At 38.2% G+C, this 19,285-nt stretch carries 13 protein-coding genes; 11 read left to right on the top strand and 2 right to left on the bottom strand.

Annotation, left to right across the window (positions count from 1 at the left end; translation table 11 throughout):
• Positions 1-12 precede the first annotated feature (12 nt).
• From IGL15_RS12515 to IGL15_RS12480, 8 genes are all read left to right on the top strand, one after another.
• The gene (locus IGL15_RS12515; protein ID WP_002332372.1) at positions 13-732 is read left to right on the top strand and encodes a pseudouridine synthase; all 720 of its coding nucleotides are present in this window, start codon (positions 13-15) and stop codon (positions 730-732) included.
• A gap of 478 nt (positions 733-1,210) precedes the next feature.
• Entirely contained in the window at positions 1,211-2,158 is a 948-nt protein-coding gene (locus tag IGL15_RS12510; RefSeq protein ID WP_002285971.1) for an ABC transporter permease, read from the top strand.
• A gap of 11 nt (positions 2,159-2,169) precedes the next feature.
• Positions 2,170-3,090 carry a carbohydrate ABC transporter permease gene (locus IGL15_RS12505; protein WP_104765210.1) on the top strand — a complete coding sequence of 307 codons (921 nt, stop codon included), beginning with the start codon at positions 2,170-2,172 and terminating at the stop codon, positions 3,088-3,090.
• Between the two features lie 40 nt (positions 3,091-3,130).
• Complete coding sequence (locus IGL15_RS12500; RefSeq protein WP_002285974.1) at positions 3,131-4,588, top strand: ABC transporter substrate-binding protein; 1,458 nt, start codon at positions 3,131-3,133, stop codon at positions 4,586-4,588.
• A 344-nt stretch (positions 4,589-4,932) separates the two neighbouring features.
• A complete protein-coding gene (locus IGL15_RS12495) occupies positions 4,933-5,547 on the top strand; it encodes a DUF624 domain-containing protein (RefSeq protein WP_002297732.1) in 615 nt (204 codons plus the stop codon).
• Positions 5,540-7,264, top strand: coding sequence for a sensor histidine kinase (locus tag IGL15_RS12490; RefSeq protein WP_010730514.1), 1,725 nt, complete (start codon positions 5,540-5,542; stop codon positions 7,262-7,264). Before IGL15_RS12495 ends, IGL15_RS12490 begins: the two co-directional genes overlap by 8 nt.
• On the top strand, positions 7,261-8,712 hold the full coding sequence (locus IGL15_RS12485) for a response regulator transcription factor (RefSeq protein ID WP_002304851.1): 1,452 nt from the start codon (positions 7,261-7,263) through the stop codon (positions 8,710-8,712). The genes IGL15_RS12490 and IGL15_RS12485 overlap by 4 nt, the downstream gene beginning before the upstream one ends.
• 502 nt (positions 8,713-9,214) lie before the next feature.
• Positions 9,215-10,582, top strand: a complete 1,368-nt coding sequence (locus IGL15_RS12480; RefSeq protein WP_043921381.1) for an ISL3 family transposase — start codon at positions 9,215-9,217, stop codon at positions 10,580-10,582.
• A gap of 489 nt (positions 10,583-11,071) precedes the next feature.
• On the opposite strand, the gene IGL15_RS12475 is transcribed toward IGL15_RS12480, so the two are convergent.
• The gene (locus IGL15_RS12475; RefSeq protein ID WP_104765548.1) at positions 11,072-13,225 is read right to left on the bottom strand and encodes a GH92 family glycosyl hydrolase; all 2,154 of its coding nucleotides are present in this window, start codon (positions 13,223-13,225) and stop codon (positions 11,072-11,074) included.
• 1 nt (position 13,226) lies between these two features.
• Entirely contained in the window at positions 13,227-14,273 is a 1,047-nt protein-coding gene (locus IGL15_RS12470; RefSeq protein WP_104765549.1) for a GntR family transcriptional regulator, read from the bottom strand.
• Between the two features lie 149 nt (positions 14,274-14,422).
• On the opposite strand from IGL15_RS12470, the gene IGL15_RS12465 reads away from it, so the two are divergent.
• Genes IGL15_RS12465 through IGL15_RS12455 form a run of 3 tightly spaced genes read left to right on the top strand, consistent with a single transcriptional unit; the run spans position 14,423 to position 19,269 of the window.
• Entirely contained in the window at positions 14,423-15,712 is a 1,290-nt protein-coding gene (locus IGL15_RS12465; protein ID WP_002294491.1) for a glycoside hydrolase family 125 protein, read from the top strand.
• Between the two features lie 12 nt (positions 15,713-15,724).
• On the top strand, positions 15,725-18,427 hold the full coding sequence (locus IGL15_RS12460) for an alpha-mannosidase (RefSeq protein ID WP_104765550.1): 2,703 nt from the start codon (positions 15,725-15,727) through the stop codon (positions 18,425-18,427).
• Entirely contained in the window at positions 18,412-19,269 is an 858-nt protein-coding gene (locus IGL15_RS12455; protein WP_002285988.1) for an ROK family protein, read from the top strand. Before IGL15_RS12460 ends, IGL15_RS12455 begins: the two co-directional genes overlap by 16 nt.
• Positions 19,270-19,285 lie beyond the last annotated feature (16 nt).

The raw sequence follows: 19,285 nt of genomic DNA, 5'->3' as shown, positions 1-19,285 counted from the left end.
TGGGGGAAACGCATGCGTTTAGATAAGTTTTTAGCAGATATGGGACTTGGCAGCCGCAAAGAAGTCAAAGGATTGATCAAAAAAGGAACGATCGAAGTCAATGGACAAGTGGTGAAAAGCGATAAAGCGCAAGTAAATGAATTCGAAGATGCGGTTACTTATTTAGGAGAAATCATTACGTATCAAAAAGATTTTTACTACATTTTGCATAAACCTGCAGGAGTCATTTCTGCTACTCAGGATAATCATGATCAAACCGTAATCGATTTATTGGAAGACCAGGATTATCGGGAAGATCTTTTTCCAGTCGGCCGATTAGATAAAGACACAGAGGGCCTCTTGATTTTAACGAATGACGGGGTGTTTGCCCATCAGTTACTATCACCTAAAAAACATGTGGAGAAAGAATATCTAGCTGAGGTTAGCGGTATAATGACAGAAGAAGATATCCGTTTATTTGCAGAAGGACTGATTATTGATGGCGATGAGCAGACATTGCCGGCAAAACTCCAAATTGATCAAGTAGATCAAGAGACAGAAACTTCAATTATCCGTCTGATTTTGCATGAAGGAAAGTTTCACCAAGTTAAGCGAATGGTCAAAGCAGTAGGAAAAGAAGTCTTATATTTAAAAAGAATCCGTATGGGAAAATTTTGGCTGCCTAAAGATTTGAGTAAAGGGCAATATCGACCCATGACCAAAGAAGAGCTAGAACAAGTGAGAGAAAAATAATTGAATGGATAGCTAAAAGAATAAGCAGAGTAGTTGTAGCGCCATCTGAAAAGCAGACTTGTCCGTCTGACTTTCGGATGGCTTTTTTGTGAAATTTCGGCTTATTTCCGTAGAAGCTACTTCTGGAACACCGTTTGTTCGGAATAAGGGACTGTGACAAGACTTTTGTCACAGTCCCCATTGTTCCTTGTGACTCAGAGTTAGATAGTAAGGACACGATCTCCCTAATACTCAGGCCAAAACGCTGAATTCACAACCTCTGATAAACGGTGTTCAATCAGCTGACCCTCGGTATTAGCTCAAAAAACGGCAAAATATGAGGAACTATTTTCCCGTTTTTTTCTCTAATACTCAGGCCAAAACGCTGATTTCACAACCTCTCCTATACTTTGTTTCATTTTCCCTATACTTTGTTTATTTATTCTCATTATTGAAAGCGCTATAATTATGTTGCGAATGAATCGAAAGGGGTTTTTAGATGAAAAAACGAAAGGGGTTCAATCATTTTTTTATGAATCTATGGCGTTATAAAGCACTTGTCCTGATGGCTGTACCGGGTATGCTTTGGATGATTTTTTTCTTTTACATACCTGTAATGGCGAATGTCGTAGCATTCAAAAATTTTCATATTTCAGCAGATGGGTTCTTGGCTAGCTTGAGGGAAAGTCCTTGGGTGGGTTGGGAAAATTTCAAATTTTTATTTTCTTCGGATCAAGCATTTCTCATCACTAAAAATACAATTTTATATAATGTAGCATTTATCCTTTTGAATCTGCTGATCTCAGTCGTATTTGCAATCATTATGAGCGAGTTGAGAAATAAACGACTCGTTAAAGTTTATCAAACGATGTCCTTACTACCTTATTTTCTATCTTGGGTCATTATCAGTTACTTTGTTTACGCTTTTTTAAGTCCTGACAAAGGAATATTCAATCAGTGGATCACTGGACATGGAGGAGAAGCTGTCAATTGGTATAATGAACCGAAATATTGGCCGTTTATCTTGGTGTTCATTGGTACATGGAAAGGGATTGGTTATAACAGCATTATTTACTTTGCATCTGTTATGGGAATCGATCCGACTTATTATGAAGCTGCTATGGTTGATGGAGCTAGCAAATGGCAGCAGATCAAACATGTGACGATACCACAACTTATTCCACTAATGACGATTTTAACGATTTTAGCCGTAGGAAACATTTTCCGAGCTGATTTTGGCCTGTTTTATAACATTCCTAGGAATTCCGGTGCATTATATGATGTGACTCAAGTTTTGGATACGTATATCTACAATGGCCTGACATCCACAGGAGATTTTGGTATGACGGCTGCTGCAGGACTTTACCAATCAGTTGTCGGCTTTGTCTTGTTGATGATCACAAATACGATCGCCCGACGTTTTGATAGCGATTCTGCATTATTCTAAGGAGGAAAAAAATGAAAAAAAAGAAAGTGGAGAGAGTCCAAGTCCGCTCTTTCAATAAGACGGCTAATTTTTTCTCTAATATAATGATTGCACTCTTTGCTATTTCCTGTATTTTGCCATTTATATTTGTTATCGCCATCTCTTTTACCGATGAGTCCATATTGTCGACTCACGGGTACAGTTTTTGGCCAGAAAAGTTCAGTATATTTGGTTATACGTACTTGTTCGACCAGATGCAGGATAAAATTTTCCAAGCGCTTTTCGTCACTGTACTTGTTACTGTTTTAGGTACACTGATCAATAGCACGGCTACTTCTTTATATGCTTATGCGATTTCACGGTCAAACTTTCCATTCCGTCGTTTTTTTACCGTTTTTTGTTTGATTACGATGTTGTTCTCACCAGGGATGGTGGCCAATTATCTTGTTATGACAAATCTTCTTCAGTTAAAAGATACGATTTGGGCATTGATCTTGCCAATGGCTGTCAGTCCCTTCAATATTATTGTGATGCGCACATTCTTTAAACGTTCGGTCTCTGATTCGATTATTGAATCGGCACGGATCGATGGAGCTAGCGAACTGCGAATATTTGTTCAGATTGTTTTACCGTTAGCTGTTCCAGGTATTGCGACAATCAGTTTATTTGCCGCATTGGGTTACTGGAATGACTGGTTCAATGCTTTACTATACATCCAAGATGATAAGCTAGTTCCACTACAGTATCTTTTGATGAAAATCCAAAGTAATATTCAATATCTGACACAAAATGCAGGAGCAGGAAGCCAATTGACAGGCGGATTAGCCTCAGTTCCAGGAGAATCTGCCAGAATGGCGATCGTAGTCATCTCGACGTTGCCTATTGCGATCAGCTATCCATTTTTCCAGAAGCATTTTGTCAAAGGTCTAACAATCGGCGGAGTAAAAGAATAAAGAAACAAAAATATAAATCATAAAATTAGGAGGAAGAAAAATGAAGTTATGGAAGAAACTAGCCTTTACAGGTGTTTCAGCGTTGTTGTTGGGAACATTAGCAGCATGCGGAGGTTCTGGTTCTAAAGACCAGGCAGAAGCTAGCAATTCGGACACTTTGCAGATGTATCAAATCGGAGATAAACCAGATAATTTCGATCAATTGATGGAAGTAGCAAACAAACGAATCGAAAAAGAGATCGGTGTAAAAGTCAATATCAATTACATTGGCTGGGGCGATTACGAAAAGAAAATGAACGTCATCATTTCTTCCGGGGAAAATTATGATATCGCCTTTGCGAACAACTATGTTTCCAATGCCCAAAAAGGAGCCTTTGCTGATTTGACTGAATTAGCGCCTAAGTACGCTGAAAAAGCTTATAATGATTTAGATGAAGCATATATTAAAGGAAATCTGGTCAATGGAAAATTATATGCTTTCCCAGTCAATGGAAATGTCTTTGCTCAACAAGTACTTACTTTTAACAAAGCTTTACTAGATAAATACGATCTTTCAATTGATGGAATCCAATCTTACGCTGATGCAGAAAAAGTCTTGAAGGAATTCCATGAAAAAGAACCAAACACGGCAGCTTTTGCCATTGGACAAGGCTTCAAAGTCCAAGGGAACTTTGATTATCCTTTAGGGAATACGTTACCGTTTGCTATTGATCTGGATGGAGATGATTCGAAAATCATCAACCAATACGATAATGAAACGTATATCGGACTGTTACGTACAATGCATAGCTGGTACAAACAAGGACTCATTCCAAGTGACGCTGCAACGAGCAATAAGGATTATCCACTAGAAGGAAATACTTGGCTAATGCGTGGAGAAACACAAGGACCGTATGATTATGGCGATACAATTTTGACAAATGCAGCAAAACAAGAACTTGTCTCAAAAGCAATTACTGTTCCACTAAAATCTACAGCTCAAGCACAAATGGCAAATTTTGTCGTATCAAATACTTCAAAAAATAAAGAAAAATCAGTAGAACTTCTAGGGCTGCTTAACAGTGATCCAGAATTATTGAATGGGCTTGTTTGGGGGATCGAAGGAGAAGCATGGGAAAAAGTCGATGGTTCAGATGATAAAATCAAATTGCTAGATGGTTATCAGCCAAATACACATATGTCTGCTTGGAATACAGGAAACAACAAGATTCTATATACACAAGAGTCTATTACGGATGACATGATTGCCAAACGTGATCAATCGATTGCTGATGCAGAAACTTCACCGATTTTAGGATTCAGCTTCAACACTGACAGTGTCAAAACAGAATTAAGTAATATTTCTAATGTCATGAATCAATATTTAGATGGATTGAATACAGGGACTGTTGATCCAGATGAAACATTACCGAAATTGAAAGACGCTTTGGACAAGGCTGGCTATGATAAGGTATTGAAAGAAATGCAAAAACAATATGATGAGTTCCGACAAGAATAATAATGAATAAAGACAAAGGGGTTGTGACAAAAGACGTGTCACAACCTCTTGTTCCGAATAAACGGTGTTCAAAAGCCAGTTTCTCGGTATTAAGCTAAATATATGTAAAAATGTGGAAAGCCATATTCACAAAATTTTTCTTACTACTCGAAACTAAGCGGCTATTTCACAACCTCTTGGTAAACGGTGTTCAATCAGCTGACCCTCGGTATTCGCTCACAAAACGACAAAATATGAGGAACTATTTTTCCGTTTGTTTCTCTAATAATCAGGTCAAGGTGCTGATTGCCCAACCTTTTTTTGTATAATGAGAAAGTATAAACTTAATGTTTGGAGGAGAAGATATGTTAGGGAAGGTTTTGGAAGAGTTATTTATTCGGATCTGGGTCGTTATAAAACTAACCTTGTATTTCTGGATATATACATTTGCCGGCGGGATCATCTTTGGATTAGGTGCGGCATGGAAAACAGTCAATGAACTATTTTATTTGTACGGATTCGAGTATAAAGAAATCACAATAAAAAGAGGCTGGAATATATATAAAAGAAATTTTTTAAGAGGCAATCTGCTATTTAGTTTATTTTTATCTGGTACTGCTTTATTGAGTTACAATTTATATTTATCTGTTCAAATCAAAGGGCTCATTTTTTTAGCTATTGATTTTATTTTACTTTTTGCCTTGCTCTGCCTATTTGCTACTTATCAATACAGTATGATTTTAGATAGTGAATATACGATCTCTGTTCCTAATCTGCTAAAGCTAAGTTTTATTTCGGTTTTTTCCAGCTTTTCGTCTTTTCTAAAAATAATTATTGGTAGCGGTATAATTTTAGGCGTGACTTGGCAATTCAAAGGATTGATCCTGTTTGGTGTCATTGGTCTTTTGACGGTTTGGAATGGTACGATGACAACACACTGGCGTGAAGAATTAGATAAACAGTTGGAAAGTTATGAATAAGTTTCGGATTCTATTTTCAAAAGGAACCTTACTAAATCGTCTGTTGCGGAAATACGCGGTTATCATGATCGGTGTAACGATGACTGCTACCGTTATTTTTAGTATCCATACTTGGGAACAAAATCAAAAACAGGCAGAAAACATGACAAGTGATGCCGTTCAAAGCACAAGCAGAATGCTGAATGATAAAACAACCTTGAGTAGGATCATCAAAAACCAGCTTGTAGGGAATTCCGAAAAGATCGAAAATGTGACGACCTACTTAACAAAACCCATAGATCAGTATCTGATGTATGTATACGAACAGCAAAACAGTACCGATGAATTAGTTTCTTTCCCAAATCAAATCAAAGATCTCTACGCAAATTATGAAGAACTAAGTGCGATATATATCGTGTTGAATCAACTACCGGAGTATTATGAATCTTCTAGAGAAAACAAAGGTGGGAAAATAAAAAAGGGGACACCAAAATTACTAGACGCTTTTTATATCAAGTTGCCTATCACACAAGGAGGAGCTGAGTCAGGAAGTATTTTTATTGGTTTTCAAAAGAAAGAACTAGATATGATTTTAGAAAATCTAACGTCATTCAATGGACTCTCTTTATACATGATTTCTGGAACGACAAATCGACTATACACATTCCATGATAATAAAATAGCTAAAGAAACGTTTGAAAGACAAGAAATGATCATCACAGAGAGTCTGAAGAAAAATTCACAATTGCCGATTGACGATCTGGAAAAAAACAATTTTGTTCAACACCAAGAACTGTCTGATGATTATCGTATATTAGCTGTACTAGATAAAAAAAGTGTAAAAATCGAAACGGGAAAAAATCTTGCCCCGCTGATCATTGGTATCATTATTTTAGACAATATACTGCTTATCTTTCTTTATAAAACATTCAAACGATATTCACAGCAAGTATCTATCGTCATGCAGGCCATGGATCAAACAGCAGCAGGGAATTTAGAGACGCGGATCGACATAACAAACACGGAATATGAACTGAAGGAACTTTCAATCGGTATCAACGAAATGTTGGATAGCATCAATCAGTTTGTAGAAGACATCTACAAATTAGAAATCAAACAGCAAGACGCACATATGCGGGCGCTTCAAGCACAGATCAATCCACACTTTTTATATAATACATTAGAATATATCCGAATGTATGCAATCAGCGAAGGAAGTGAAGAATTAGCAGATGTTGTGTATGCGTTTTCCGCTTTGCTTCGAAACAATACGAATCAAGAGAAAACGATCACTTTAAAAGAAGAACTGGACTTTTGCGAAAAATATGTCTATTTGTATCAAATGCGTTATCCTAATCGAGTAGCCTATCATTTTATGATCGATCCTGATTTGGAAAAGATCGAAGTACCTAAATTTGTGATCCAGCCATTAGTTGAAAATTATTTTAAACACGGTATTGATTTTACTCGATTCGATAATGCGCTAAGTGTCAAAGTCTTGCAGGAAGGCAAACGGGTAAGGATCATCATCAAAGATAATGGAAAAGGGATGACTGAAAAACGGCTAAAACAGATTGAAGAAAAACTGTCTCATCCTAAAGTGGAACTTCACGGTTCTATCGGTCTGCAAAACGTGAATGAACGTTTACGTGCCAGCTTCGGCAGCAGTTATTATATGTCGCTTGAGAATAATGAGACAGGTGGACTGACCGTTTCTATTACATTCAAGGAGGGATGAGCGTGTATCAAGTGTTATTGGTAGATGATGAATACATGATTTTGAATGGGTTAAAAAAGATAATTGATTGGCAAAGTTTAGGCTTTCAAATAGTAGCAACAGCAGAGAATGCCAAAGAAGGACTAGCTGTACTTGAACAGCGACAGATTGATTTAGTAGTAACGGATGTGACAATGCCAGAAATAAATGGACTGGAATTTATTGAAGCGGCTCAAAAAGAACGTCATAATTTTGAATTTATGATTTTATCAGGATACCAAGAATTCGATTATTTGAAAGGAGGTATGCAATTAGGCGCCGTGAATTATTTGATGAAACCCGTGAATAAGTTCGAATTGGTTGAAAGCCTCAAGAAAATCAAAACACGGTTAGATCAGCAAAATGAACAAAAAAATCAACAAGAAATCTATCAAGAACTGTTATTCAGTCAATGGTTGAATGAAGAATTGGATGAAATAAGTGAAGAAGAAATAATAGGACAAATAAGTGAGAAGCAGCATAGGATAGTATTGATTCAACTGGCAAGAACTCATGATACTCTTATCAATAGATGGTTGCAAGAACGGCAACAAATCTTTTACTATCAACGAAATTACGGAGACCGTGTATTGATCACGTTGTTGTTGGAGGCAGATGAAGTTGATGGCTTCTGTTGTTTTGTTCAAGAAAACTTTCCTGATCAGGAATGGCTGATCAGTATCGGGGAAGAGACAGATTCTTTGGACAAAATCCCTGAAACATTCCAACAAGCGAAAGACAATCTACAGTTGCATCAATTTTATGGAGATAAAGACGAGCATGTTTTTTACGCAGTACAAGCAGAAACAAAAGATCAAACCATCGATTTTTCAAGTTTCAGACGCGTGCTGCAAAATAAACAATTGGAAGTCGCTCAAAAAATGATCACTGATTTTTTTGAACAGTTTCAGTTAGCAGCCATGATGCCGGAAGATATACGATATTCCAGTTTTTTACTGTTTATGGAGATTCAACGGGAATTAATTGATCTGGAAGATGAGGAATATTTACAAGGAATCGAAAAAATCCATCAGGCAAAAACGGTGCAAGAACTTCAGCAGCTACTTCTGTCATTCATCAAAAAGCATCAGAGACAGAAAAAGTACAGTGACAATGTGGAAAAAGTAATCGTAATCCTGCACCAGCATTACCAAGAACCACTTACACTCAAAGAAGTGTCAGAAAACCTGCATTTAAATGTCATGTATCTAGGACAGCTGTTCAAAAAAGAAACGAAAAAAAGTTTTTCAGCTTATTTGAACCATTTACGTATGGAAAAAGCGAAACAACTGCTTTTGCACAGTAATCAAAACATCAATGAGATAGCAAGTGAGATTGGCTACAACAACACCACGTATTTCTCTAAATTATTCAAGAAAATCGTCGGCAGATCCCCTAAAGAGTACCGAGAAAACAGTGGAGAATCATAAAAGAAAAAGCCAATGTAATGAAATAACTTATAAAAAATTGTCTAGAAATCTAATTTTTGGCTGTTCTTATTACTTGAGGCAAGGCAGCTTTTTCACGACCTCTCCACTAAACGGTGTTCAAAAGCTTGCATCTGCGGTAATAAGCCCAACCAAACGAAAAATATGAGGAGCTATTTTTGCTTGGCTGTTCTTATTACTTGATGCAGGACGGCTTTTTCACAACCTCTCGATAAACGGTGTTCAAAAGCTTGCATCTGCGGTAATAAGCCCAACCAAACGAAAAATATGAGGAGCTATTTTTGCTTGGCTGTTCTTATTACTTGATGCAGGGCAGCATTTTCACGACCTCTCGGTAAACGGAGTTCAAAAGCCAGTTTCTCGGTATTAAGCCAAATTTAGGTTCAGTATAAATTCTTGTGTAAATAGAAATTAGATAACAAAAAAAGAAGGGTTGTCCCTTACAATGTTAATAACGACAAAAACATGGGGAGCCCTTCTTACTATGAATTATACAGAACTGTCAGTTACTACTCAAGATGTTATGCCTAACAAAGGTGTCTTATCCTTTAATTCTGGTCTTACCGACTTTATTCAAGTTGGCGAGCCAATTCAAAATGAAGGTGGATTAACCTTTGTAGGAAAGCTAGATGAGCGTGGTGATACCTTCTGTCCTAATTGCTCAAGAAAACTAGTTAAAAATGGGTCTTTAGAATCTACCCTTAAGCACGTCGCTATTGGTGGAGTACACACCAATATCAGAGTGTCCTATGCACGTTTTCGTTGTCTTAACATTGATTGCCAATTCAACACTAGAAGCCAGTCTATCCCTTTTAAAGCTGATGGTTATCGCATCACCAAACCTTTAAAAGAATACACTGAGAAACTGTTAAGCTATGGCCTTACTCTAAAGGCAGTGGCTTGGCTTACTGGCTTGGACAAGATGACTGTAAAGTCAATTCACAAGTCTCTTCTACTGTCTAAATTTACAACTGATGGCAAGACACTCATAAAACCTGAAAGGCAGGCAAAATACTTAGCCATTGATGAGTTTAAGCTCCACGATGGCCATAAGTACGCCACCGCAATCATAGACTGGGAAACAGGGTATATTCTCTACTTAGCCCATGGCAAGAAGAAAGCCGTTGTTTTCGAGTTTATGGATCATGTTGGCGATGAGTGGATGTCAAAAGTTGAGGCGGTGGCTTGCGACATGAATTCAGACTTCGAAGAAGCTTTTAAAGGGCGCTATCCCAAGCTAGACATCGTCTATGATCGCTTCCACATTATCAAGAATTTCAACGATAAAGTGGTTTCAGAGATCAGAAAGGATGAACAAAGACGGCTGGCTGAAGAAGGCTCTCCAGAGGCTGCTAAGTTGCTTAAGAACTCACGTTACATCTTGATGTCTAAGAGGTCCACATTAGTTCAGAAGGACGAGGATGCCCGTCAAGGCAAGCTAGTGTCTACTGCTGGTGAAATATTCAATACACCAGAAATAAAGGCTTATGGCGGTAATGAAGCATGGTATGACGAGCTGTTGGAAGAAAACAAGCTCTTCTTCACAATAGACCTCGTCAAAGACTTGCTAGACCAGGCATACAACTCACATGACGAGGTGGAAATGTGCGTTAGACTTGAAGGGATCATAGACATCTGCAAGGCAACTGAGAATAGCCACTTTATTTGGTTTGCGCGTCTCTTAAATAACCATTTGAGAGGGATCTACACGTTCGCCAAATACGGGATATCAACTGGCAAACTTGAGGGTATCAACAATAAGATCAAGACTGAGAGACGTAAGGGTTATGGGTATCCAGATGATGAATACTTCTTTCTGCGATTAATGGAAATATCCCGAAAGGCATCCTAAATCTCACAGCCGTTTACACAAGAATTTATACTGAACCCAAATTTATGCAAAAATGTGGAAAGCCATTTTCACAAAATTTTTCTTAATACTCGAAACTAAACAGCTTTTTCACGACCTCTCCACTAAACGGTGTTCAATCAGCTGACCCTCGGTATTAGCTCAAAAAATGGCAAAATATGAGGAACTATTTTGCCATTTGTCTCTCTAATACTCAGGTCAGAACGCTGATTTCACAACCTCTCAATAAACGGTGTTCAAAAGCTTGCATCTGCGGTAATAAGACCAACCAAACGAAAAATATGAGGATCTATTTTTGCTTGGCTGTTCTTATTACTTGATGCAGGACAGCTTTTTCACGACCTCTCGATAAACGGTGTTCAAAAGCTTGCATCTGCGGCAATAAGCCCAACCAAACGAAAAATATGAGGAGCTATTTTTGCTTGGCTGTTCTTATTACTTGATGCAGGACAGTTTTTTCACATCCTCTTGTTAATTATAGTTTGATAAGGAAAAAGGCAAATCTTTTGCTTGATATTTCTTAGGGTGAGGGACGATCCCTAATTGGTAAGAGATCGTGCCGCCTTTCAGCAAATCTTGATGGGTAAAATATAATTTCGTATATTCTTTGTCCATCCGTTTGATTTTATGGATAAATTGTTGCTGCGGCCGATTAGGCGTTGCTTCAATCGTCAATTCCTTTCCATTTGACAAAAGCAAAACAGCCTTGTCAATTAATGGCATACCGATAACATATTCACCGGTTCCAGGCGTGACAGGATAAAATCCCAGACTATTGAAGATATACCAAGCGGCCATACTTCCATTGTCCTCATCTCCAGGGTAACCCATTGGAGAATCGTCGAAGGTCTGAGTTATCAACTGTTTAAGCAGTGGCTGTGCCATTTCAGGTTGTCCTATATAACTGAACAAGTAAGGATAGTGAAAACTTGGCTGGTTTGAAATAGCTAATTGTCCAAATTCTATCGCGGCCATCTCACTCATTTCGTGGATCTCAAAACCATATCCTCCTGGGTCAAACGTTGGGGGCTGATTGCACAGCTCAATGAGTTTTTCTTTATATCTCTCACTGCCACCATATTTTCCGATCAGTCCTGAAAAATCGTGATAAACAGCAAAGCTGCTTTGCCAAGCACTTCCTTCTGCATAATCTTGTCCCCAACGATTAGCTGAAAATGGTTCTCTGAACTTGCCATCTTTATCTTTTGAACGCATAAATCCTGACTCATAGTCAAAGATATTTTGATAGTTCAATGATTGCTGCTGATATTTCTTCGCCATTTCCTCCTCTTCTAGTACCTTGGCAACTTGGCTAATACAAAAATCGCTATAAGCATAGTCTAATGTGTGATTGACTGATTCGTGGTAGTGATTAGGAACATAGCCATATGTCAAGTAATCTTCTGTTCCTTGTCGTCCATAATTTGGATGTTTGCTTTGAACCGTAGCACCTTTTTCCATTGCCGTTAGAAATTCAGGCATCAAGTCTCGTCGGATATCTTTTACAGCAGCATCTGCAATGACTGCATCGATCAATGTCCCAGGCATAAGTCCACGTTCATCAGGAGACAGCCATTTTGGCAAATAGCCACTTTCTCTATAGCTGTTCAAAAAACCTTCCAGCATTTCTTCGTATTTTTCTACAGCAATCAAAGAATAAAGAGGATAAACCGTTTTATACGTATCCCAAAACCCATTATTTGTATAGAGAACACCAGGTTTTATAGATCGACTAGTCGTATCATAGTGGATTTTTTGCCCACTAGGATCAATTTCATAAAATGTTTGTGGAAATAAAAACACCCGATATAAATTATGATAAAACGTCCGCAATTGTTGTTGATCATGGTGTGTGAGCTGTATACGATCAAAATAGAACTGCCATTGTTCTTGACTGTGAGCAAGGTAAGTCTCTTTGCTTTGGTTTTGTTCTAGTTCCAGGTTATAAGCTGCTTGTTCCGAGCTGATAAAAGATGTCCCAAATCGGATAGTTTGTTTTTTTGTCTGTTCAAAATACAACGGGATCGAGTCGCTATTTTTGTTGGAAACAGCTAACTCATCAATTGTTAAAGGATATTCAAATCTCAATATAAAATAAAAAGAAAAATCAGGATCTTCTGAACCAGCAAAATGTGTGATTTTTCCTTCCACTGTGTAAGGATCTATAACAAAGAGCTGATGGCGTCCCGGAAAGGATAAAAGTAAACCGCTATCATTTTTGCTGTAATCAATAGATAAGATTCCGCCATACATGCTAGGTATCAATGTAGAACAGATGCCATAACGTAATTGACAGATCGACAGATGAGTCGGGCAAAATATACTTTCTTCTGGGCGGTAAGAACTTTGAGCATGGAAAAGGGTGTTCTCCTGTAGTTTTCCATTGATCGGCGTAAACAGCATATGACTGAAATCACCCATCCAAGGACTTGGTTGATGGGTAAGACGGTAGCCTTGAAAAACGCGGTCATCAGGATGAAACCACCAGCTGCCGTTTTGATCCGTAGTTTGCGGTGCAAAATAATTCATCCCAAAAGGAACGCCAGTATAAGGCTGGCAGTTCCCATTAGAGAAATTTGGCTGATTCGCTGTTGCATGTCTAGTATCTATTTGACCGATATTCATTTTATTTCTCCTTTGTTGATTGTCTTTTGATGAATGAAACTGGAAATTTACTATCGGATGGTCGATCTTTTGTCTCTAACCAAGTGACCAAAGCATCTCCCGCAAGCTTACCTAACTGTTCAAAATCTTGTGCGATGGTTGTCAGTGGCGGGTCAACAAGAGCTGCTGCTTGGATATCATCAAATCCGATAATTGAAAAATCTTCAGGGATATGATAACCATGCTGTCTCAAGAGATTCATGGTCTGGATAGCGACAACATCGTTTTCACAAACAAAAGCAGTTACTTCATACTTAGTGATATAAGAAAGCAATTCATCTAATGTCGCGCTTTTATCATCCAGCGAAGTGTGGAAAGCCAAACCAGCTTTGTCTAATGCTTCAAGGTAACCAAGGTAACGCTGACGTACGGATTGTGGATGAGTCTGTGCACCAAATAAATAAGCGATTTTTGAATGTCCCTGTTCGATCAAATGAGAAGTAGCGAGCACACCACCTTGGAAGTTGTCGGAAAGCACGGTAGGAAAAGGCAATTCATAGATTTTTTTATCCAATATGATAACAGGGAATTCCTTTAATGAAAGCTCAAAAAGTAAGTCAAGATGTTGTTCTGTATCAAGAGCATAATAAATCAATCCGTCAAATTCATTGATTAGCTCTTTTGCTGTTTTATTTTGTAGAAAGTCAAGCGTCGTCATCATGACATCAATCTGTTTGTCTTGCATCACAGGGTTCAATCCCTTGCTAAAATCACCAACAGACAAATCAGCGACATATGGAAGAAGAAACAGAATCCGTCGTGTTTTTGTAGGAGAAGCAAGCATCTGTTCCGGAGAAGCGGATTTAACGAAACTGCCTTTCCCGCGAACGCGATAAATAAGTCCTAATTGCTCTAATTCAGTCAATGCACGTTTGGAAGTGATTCTGCTTACTTTATAGGTACGTGAAAGTTCTTTTTCAGTTGGTAGTTGGCTGTCTACAGGTAATTCACCAGTTAAAATAGCCGTTTGCAAATCATTAAATATTGTCTGGTACAATGGTTGATTCATATAAACACCTCTTAATGATATATCATATTTAGATAATACCATAATGGATGAAAAAGTAAATAAAAAGATATTTTTTGAAAGCGTAGACATAATTGGCTGTATGAAGTATAATCTTTAAAGATATATCAAATAGAAAGAAGGTTTTATTAGTGGTTTATAAAGATATACCAAAATCGGTGCAGAAATTTATGGAAGATATCACACAAAAATGTGGGGATATCCATGCGGACTGGGCAAAGAATTTTACAGCAGCATTTGCCAATACTCTGTTGACAACAGTCAAAAAGCAAAATGACGGAACCACCTTTTTATTGACGGGAGACATTCCAGCGATGTGGTTAAGAGACTCTACTGCACAAGTTCGTCCTTATTTAGTGATTGCAAAAGAAGATGAGGAATTAGCTGACATGATCAGCGGGTTAGTCAAAAAGCAATTTTTTTATATCAATATCGATCCATATGCGAATGCCTTCAACGAGGAAGCTAACGGTGCTGGCCACCAAACAGATCATACAAAAATGAACGATTGGATCTGGGAAAGAAAATATGAAATTGATTCTTTATGCTACCCAATACAGTTGGCCTATCTTCTTTACAAAAATACAGGAAAAACTGATCAATTCAATCAATCTTTTATTGAAGGTATCAAAAAAATCTTGGACGTGTTCAAAACAGAGCAAGACCATGAACACTCTCCTTATACATTTGTACGAGACACGACAAGAAAAGAAGATACGCTGATCAATGACGGGCGAGGTGCAAAAACAGCTTTTACAGGAATGACATGGTCTGGTTTCCGTCCTAGCGATGATGCTTGCCGTTATGGATATCTGGTACCATCCAATATGTTTGCGGTGGTCGTGTTAGGTTATGTGGAAGAAATTTTTCAAACGATACTCGATGATAAAGAAATTGTACAGCAAACACAGAAATTGAAGAAAGAGATCCAAGAGGGGATTCAGAATCACGGACGAACGGTTAATCAAAAAGGGCAAACGATTTATGCATATGAAGTAGATGGAATGGGAAACGCCACAGTCATGGATGACAGTAATGTGCCCAATCTGATCGCCGCACCTTACTTGGGATATTGTTCTGAACAAGAGGAAGATTATCTGCAAACAAGAAGAACATTGTTGAGTAAAGAAAATCCATATTTCTATGAAGGAAAGTACGCAAAAGGAATTGGATCCTCCCATACGCCAGAAAAATACGTTTGGCCGATTGCATTAGCTATGGAAGGAATGACAACGTCAGACAAATCTGAAAAAGAGCGGATATTGAATTTACTTGTAGCAACTGACGCAGGAACACACCTTATGCACGAAGGATTCGATGTGAACAATCCTGAAAATTATACGAGAGAATGGTTTTCTTGGGCAAATATGATGTTTTGCGAATTAGTCATGGATTACTTTGATATTAGAGTAGAAAAGTAGGAGGTATCGTAAATGAAAAAGAAAGTATATATCATTTCTCATAGCCACTGGGATCGTGAATGGTACATGGCTTACGAACAGCATCACATGCGGCTGATTGAATTGATAGACGATCTACTAGAGCTATTTGAAGTTGATCCGTCCTTCAACAGTTTTCATTTGGATGGGCAAACGATTATTTTAGATGACTATCTTCAAGTAAGGCCAGAAAAAAGACAGGCAATCCAACAAGCAATCAATGAAGGAAAATTGAGAATTGGACCATTTTATATCTTGCAAGATGATTTTCTTATCAGTTCGGAATCGAACGTGAGAAATATGCTGATTGGCATGGAAGAAAGCCGTAAATGGGGAACCCCTGTCATGTTAGGCTATTTTCCCGATACATTTGGAAATATGGGACAGACGCCTCAATTAATGAAACAAGCTGGTATTTCAGCAGCAGCGTTTGGCCGTGGTGTAAAACCAATTGGCTTTGATAATCAAGTTTTGGAAGCAGAAAACTATTCTTCCCAATACTCAGAAATGTGGTGGAAAGGACCTGATCAAACAGCAATCTTTGGTCTGCTATTTGCCAATTGGTATAGCAACGGGAATGAGATTCCAGTAGAAAAAGAAGCAGCTCTTGCCTTTTGGAAGCAAAAATTAGCGGATGTAGAACAATATGCCTCTACGAACCACTTATTGATGATGAATGGTGTTGATCATCAACCGGTACAAAAAGATATATCAAAAGCAATCCATCTCGCAAATGAACTGTTTCCAGATTACGAGTTTATTCATTCTAATTTTACTGACTATCTGGAAGCAGTTCAAAAAGATGTGCCAGAAGACTTAGGCTCAGTAGAAGGAGAATTGACAAGTCAAGAAACGGATGGCTGGTACACTTTAGCCAATACAGCATCTGCTCGGGTTTACTTAAAACAATGGAATACCAAGGTCCAGCGACAGCTAGAAAATATTACAGAACCACTTGCGACGATGGCTTATGAAGTTAGTGGAAACTATCCCCATGATCAATTAGATTATGCTTGGAAGACATTAATGCAAAATCATCCTCACGACAGTATTTGCGGTTGTTCAGTCGATTCTGTCCATCGGGAAATGATACCTCGTTTTGAAAAAGCAGATGAAGTTGGAAAGTATCTTGCACAAGATTCCTTAGAACAGCTGACCGCAGCAATCGATACGACCGGATTCCCAAAAGACAGCTTTCCATTTGTCATTGTAAATACTGCAGGAATGGATAAAACTGGTGAAGCAGAAATAACCATCGAATTAGAAAGAAAAAGATTCGCTGAAGGAATACCTGAACAACTATATCAAGAGTTAGAAAATTTGCCTAAACGTAAGTATCATGTAGAAACAAAAAGTGGGGCCACTATACCAGCTATTTTATCTGAAGAAACTGTCCAATTTGGTTATGATTTGCCGAAAGACCGTTTCCGTGTGCCATATATGGTAAAAATGATCAAAGTGACTTTACCATTAGAAAACATGCCAGCATTTTCTTGGGAAACATTCGCGCTTGTAGAAGGGGAAGCGAAAGCAGAAGAAAAGGAAACAATGATTCATCAGAGTGGACGAATCATCGAAAACGGCCCTCTACATTTGACGATTGAAAAAAATGGTACCATTACAATGGAAGATCGCAAAAACAAACGAAAGTTGAATAATCTGCATATTTTTGAAGATATCGGCGATATAGGAAATGAGTATATCTTTAAACAACCTTTCTATGATCAGCCAATCCTATCCAGTAACAAAGAAAACTCTGAAGTAAAAGTATTAGTAGATACACCGGAAATAGCAAAAATAAGTATTCTACAGGAAATGGAAATCCCTGTTTCTGCAGACGAGCGTTTAGAAAAAGAACAGCAGATGGTTGTGGAATTTCGTTATCGAAAAGCAGAACGATCCAAAGAAAAACGAATCCTTCAAATAAAAACAATCATGACAATCAGAAAGGATAGTAAAAAAATCGACTTTGAAACGACTCTCGACAATCAGATGAAAGATCATCGCTTACGTGTCTTGTTTCCTACAAAGTTACATGTGGAACATCACGAAGCAGATAGTATTTTTGAAGTGGTGAAGCGCCCAAACCATGTGTCTAAAAGTTGGGAAAACCCTACGAATCCGCAACATCAGCAAGCATTTGTCAATATTCATGATGAAGAGTACGGTGTAACAGTCGGAAACTTTGGTTTGAATGAATATGAAGTAACAGAAGACGGGCAAATCGCAGTGACGCTACTTCGCAGTGTGGGAGAACTAGGCGATTGGGGATATTTTCCAACACCAGAAGCACAGTGTTTAGGTGAGCATCGGTTCAATTACAGCATTGAACTACATGGACCAGAAGAAAAATTTTCTACTTATTTGCATGCATACGCAGCACAGATTCCTTTTTCCACTCAACAAATCAAACATCATGAAGGAACATTGATTTCAAAACAACAATATTTAACGATAAAAAGTGAAACGTTTGCAATTACAGCTTTGAAACGCAGCAAGTTTAGTGATAAAGTAGTAGTAAGAGGTTTCAATATGTCTAGTCATTTAGAAAAATTGGAAATAACTAAAGACAATGGAAAAACTGTCATATTGAATCTGCTTGAAGAACCAACGAAGCAAGCGGTTGTCCCAATAATCCAACCTTATGAGATTCGGACAATCGGATTCGAGGAGGAAAACGAATGTATGGCGGAATAGAAGCAGGCGGAACAAAATTTGTGTGTGCGGTTTCAGATGGTGGAGAAATTTTAGAAAAATTAAGTATCCCTACCACAACACCAGAAGAAACATTGGATCAGGTATTTGAATTTTTTGATCGTTATGAATTGAAGGGAATCGGGATTGGCTCATTCGGCCCGATTGGTATCGACAAAACAAAAGATAATTACGGATACGTTTTGGCAACTCCCAAAAAAGGGTGGGCACAATTCGATTTTCTTGGCACAATCAAGGAACGCTACAATATTCCTGCTGCTTGGACAACGGATGTCAATGCTGCTGCATATGGGGAATTGAAGCAAGGAGCAGCACAAGGAAAAAATAGTTGTATTTACCTTACCGTGGGAACAGGAATCGGTGCAGGTGTCGTGATCAATGAAGAAATTTTTTCAGGGATCGCACATCCTGAAATGGGACATATTTGGGTGAAACGCCATCCAGATGACCATTATGAAGGTACTTGTCCTTATCATAAAGATTGTTTAGAAGGATTAGCAGCAGGACCGTCTATTGAGGCACGCACAGGGATCAAAGGGCAAGATCTGCCGCAAGATCATCCTGTTTGGGCTATTCAGGCTTATTATATTGCTCAAGCACTGATCAACTATACGTTGACGTTAGCACCTGAAAAGATTATTTTAGGCGGTGGGGTAATGAATCAGGATCATCTCCTTCAAAAAATCCGTCAGCAATTTGTTGAATTGATGGGTGGTTATATGGAAACACCTCAAGTAAGTGAATATATCGTTCGTTGGGGACTGCCGAATGAAAGTGGGATTATCGGTAGTTTGCTGTTAGCAGAACACGAACATCAAAAGTAAGCAGACAAATTACACA

Origin of the sequence: Enterococcus sp. DIV0436a, from assembly GCF_051711605.1 — a bacterium.
Taxonomy (GTDB): Bacteria; Bacillota; Bacilli; order Lactobacillales; family Enterococcaceae; genus Enterococcus_B; species Enterococcus_B faecium.
Note: the sequence above shows the minus strand (reverse complement) of the source record. Positions and strands in the feature narration are given on the sequence as shown.

Excerpts from the sequence above, each read along its gene's own strand:
- IGL15_RS12515 (WP_002332372.1), top strand. The coding sequence starts at position 13 with ATGCGTTTAGATAAGTTTTTAGCAGATATGGGACTTGGCAGCCGCAAA.
- IGL15_RS12510 (WP_002285971.1), top strand. The coding sequence starts at position 1,211 with ATGAAAAAACGAAAGGGGTTCAATCATTTTTTTATGAATCTATGGCGT.
- IGL15_RS12505 (WP_104765210.1), top strand. The coding sequence starts at position 2,170 with ATGAAAAAAAAGAAAGTGGAGAGAGTCCAAGTCCGCTCTTTCAATAAG.
- IGL15_RS12500 (WP_002285974.1), top strand. The coding sequence starts at position 3,131 with ATGAAGTTATGGAAGAAACTAGCCTTTACAGGTGTTTCAGCGTTGTTG.
- IGL15_RS12495 (WP_002297732.1), top strand. The coding sequence starts at position 4,933 with ATGTTAGGGAAGGTTTTGGAAGAGTTATTTATTCGGATCTGGGTCGTT.
- IGL15_RS12490 (WP_010730514.1), top strand. The coding sequence starts at position 5,540 with ATGAATAAGTTTCGGATTCTATTTTCAAAAGGAACCTTACTAAATCGT.
- IGL15_RS12485 (WP_002304851.1), top strand. The coding sequence starts at position 7,261 with ATGAGCGTGTATCAAGTGTTATTGGTAGATGATGAATACATGATTTTG.
- IGL15_RS12480 (WP_043921381.1), top strand. The coding sequence starts at position 9,215 with ATGAATTATACAGAACTGTCAGTTACTACTCAAGATGTTATGCCTAAC.
- IGL15_RS12475 (WP_104765548.1), bottom strand. The coding sequence starts at position 13,225 with ATGAATATCGGTCAAATAGATACTAGACATGCAACAGCGAATCAGCCA.
- IGL15_RS12470 (WP_104765549.1), bottom strand. The coding sequence starts at position 14,273 with ATGAATCAACCATTGTACCAGACAATATTTAATGATTTGCAAACGGCT.
- IGL15_RS12460 (WP_104765550.1), top strand. The coding sequence starts at position 15,725 with ATGAAAAAGAAAGTATATATCATTTCTCATAGCCACTGGGATCGTGAA.
- IGL15_RS12455 (WP_002285988.1), top strand. The coding sequence starts at position 18,412 with ATGTATGGCGGAATAGAAGCAGGCGGAACAAAATTTGTGTGTGCGGTT.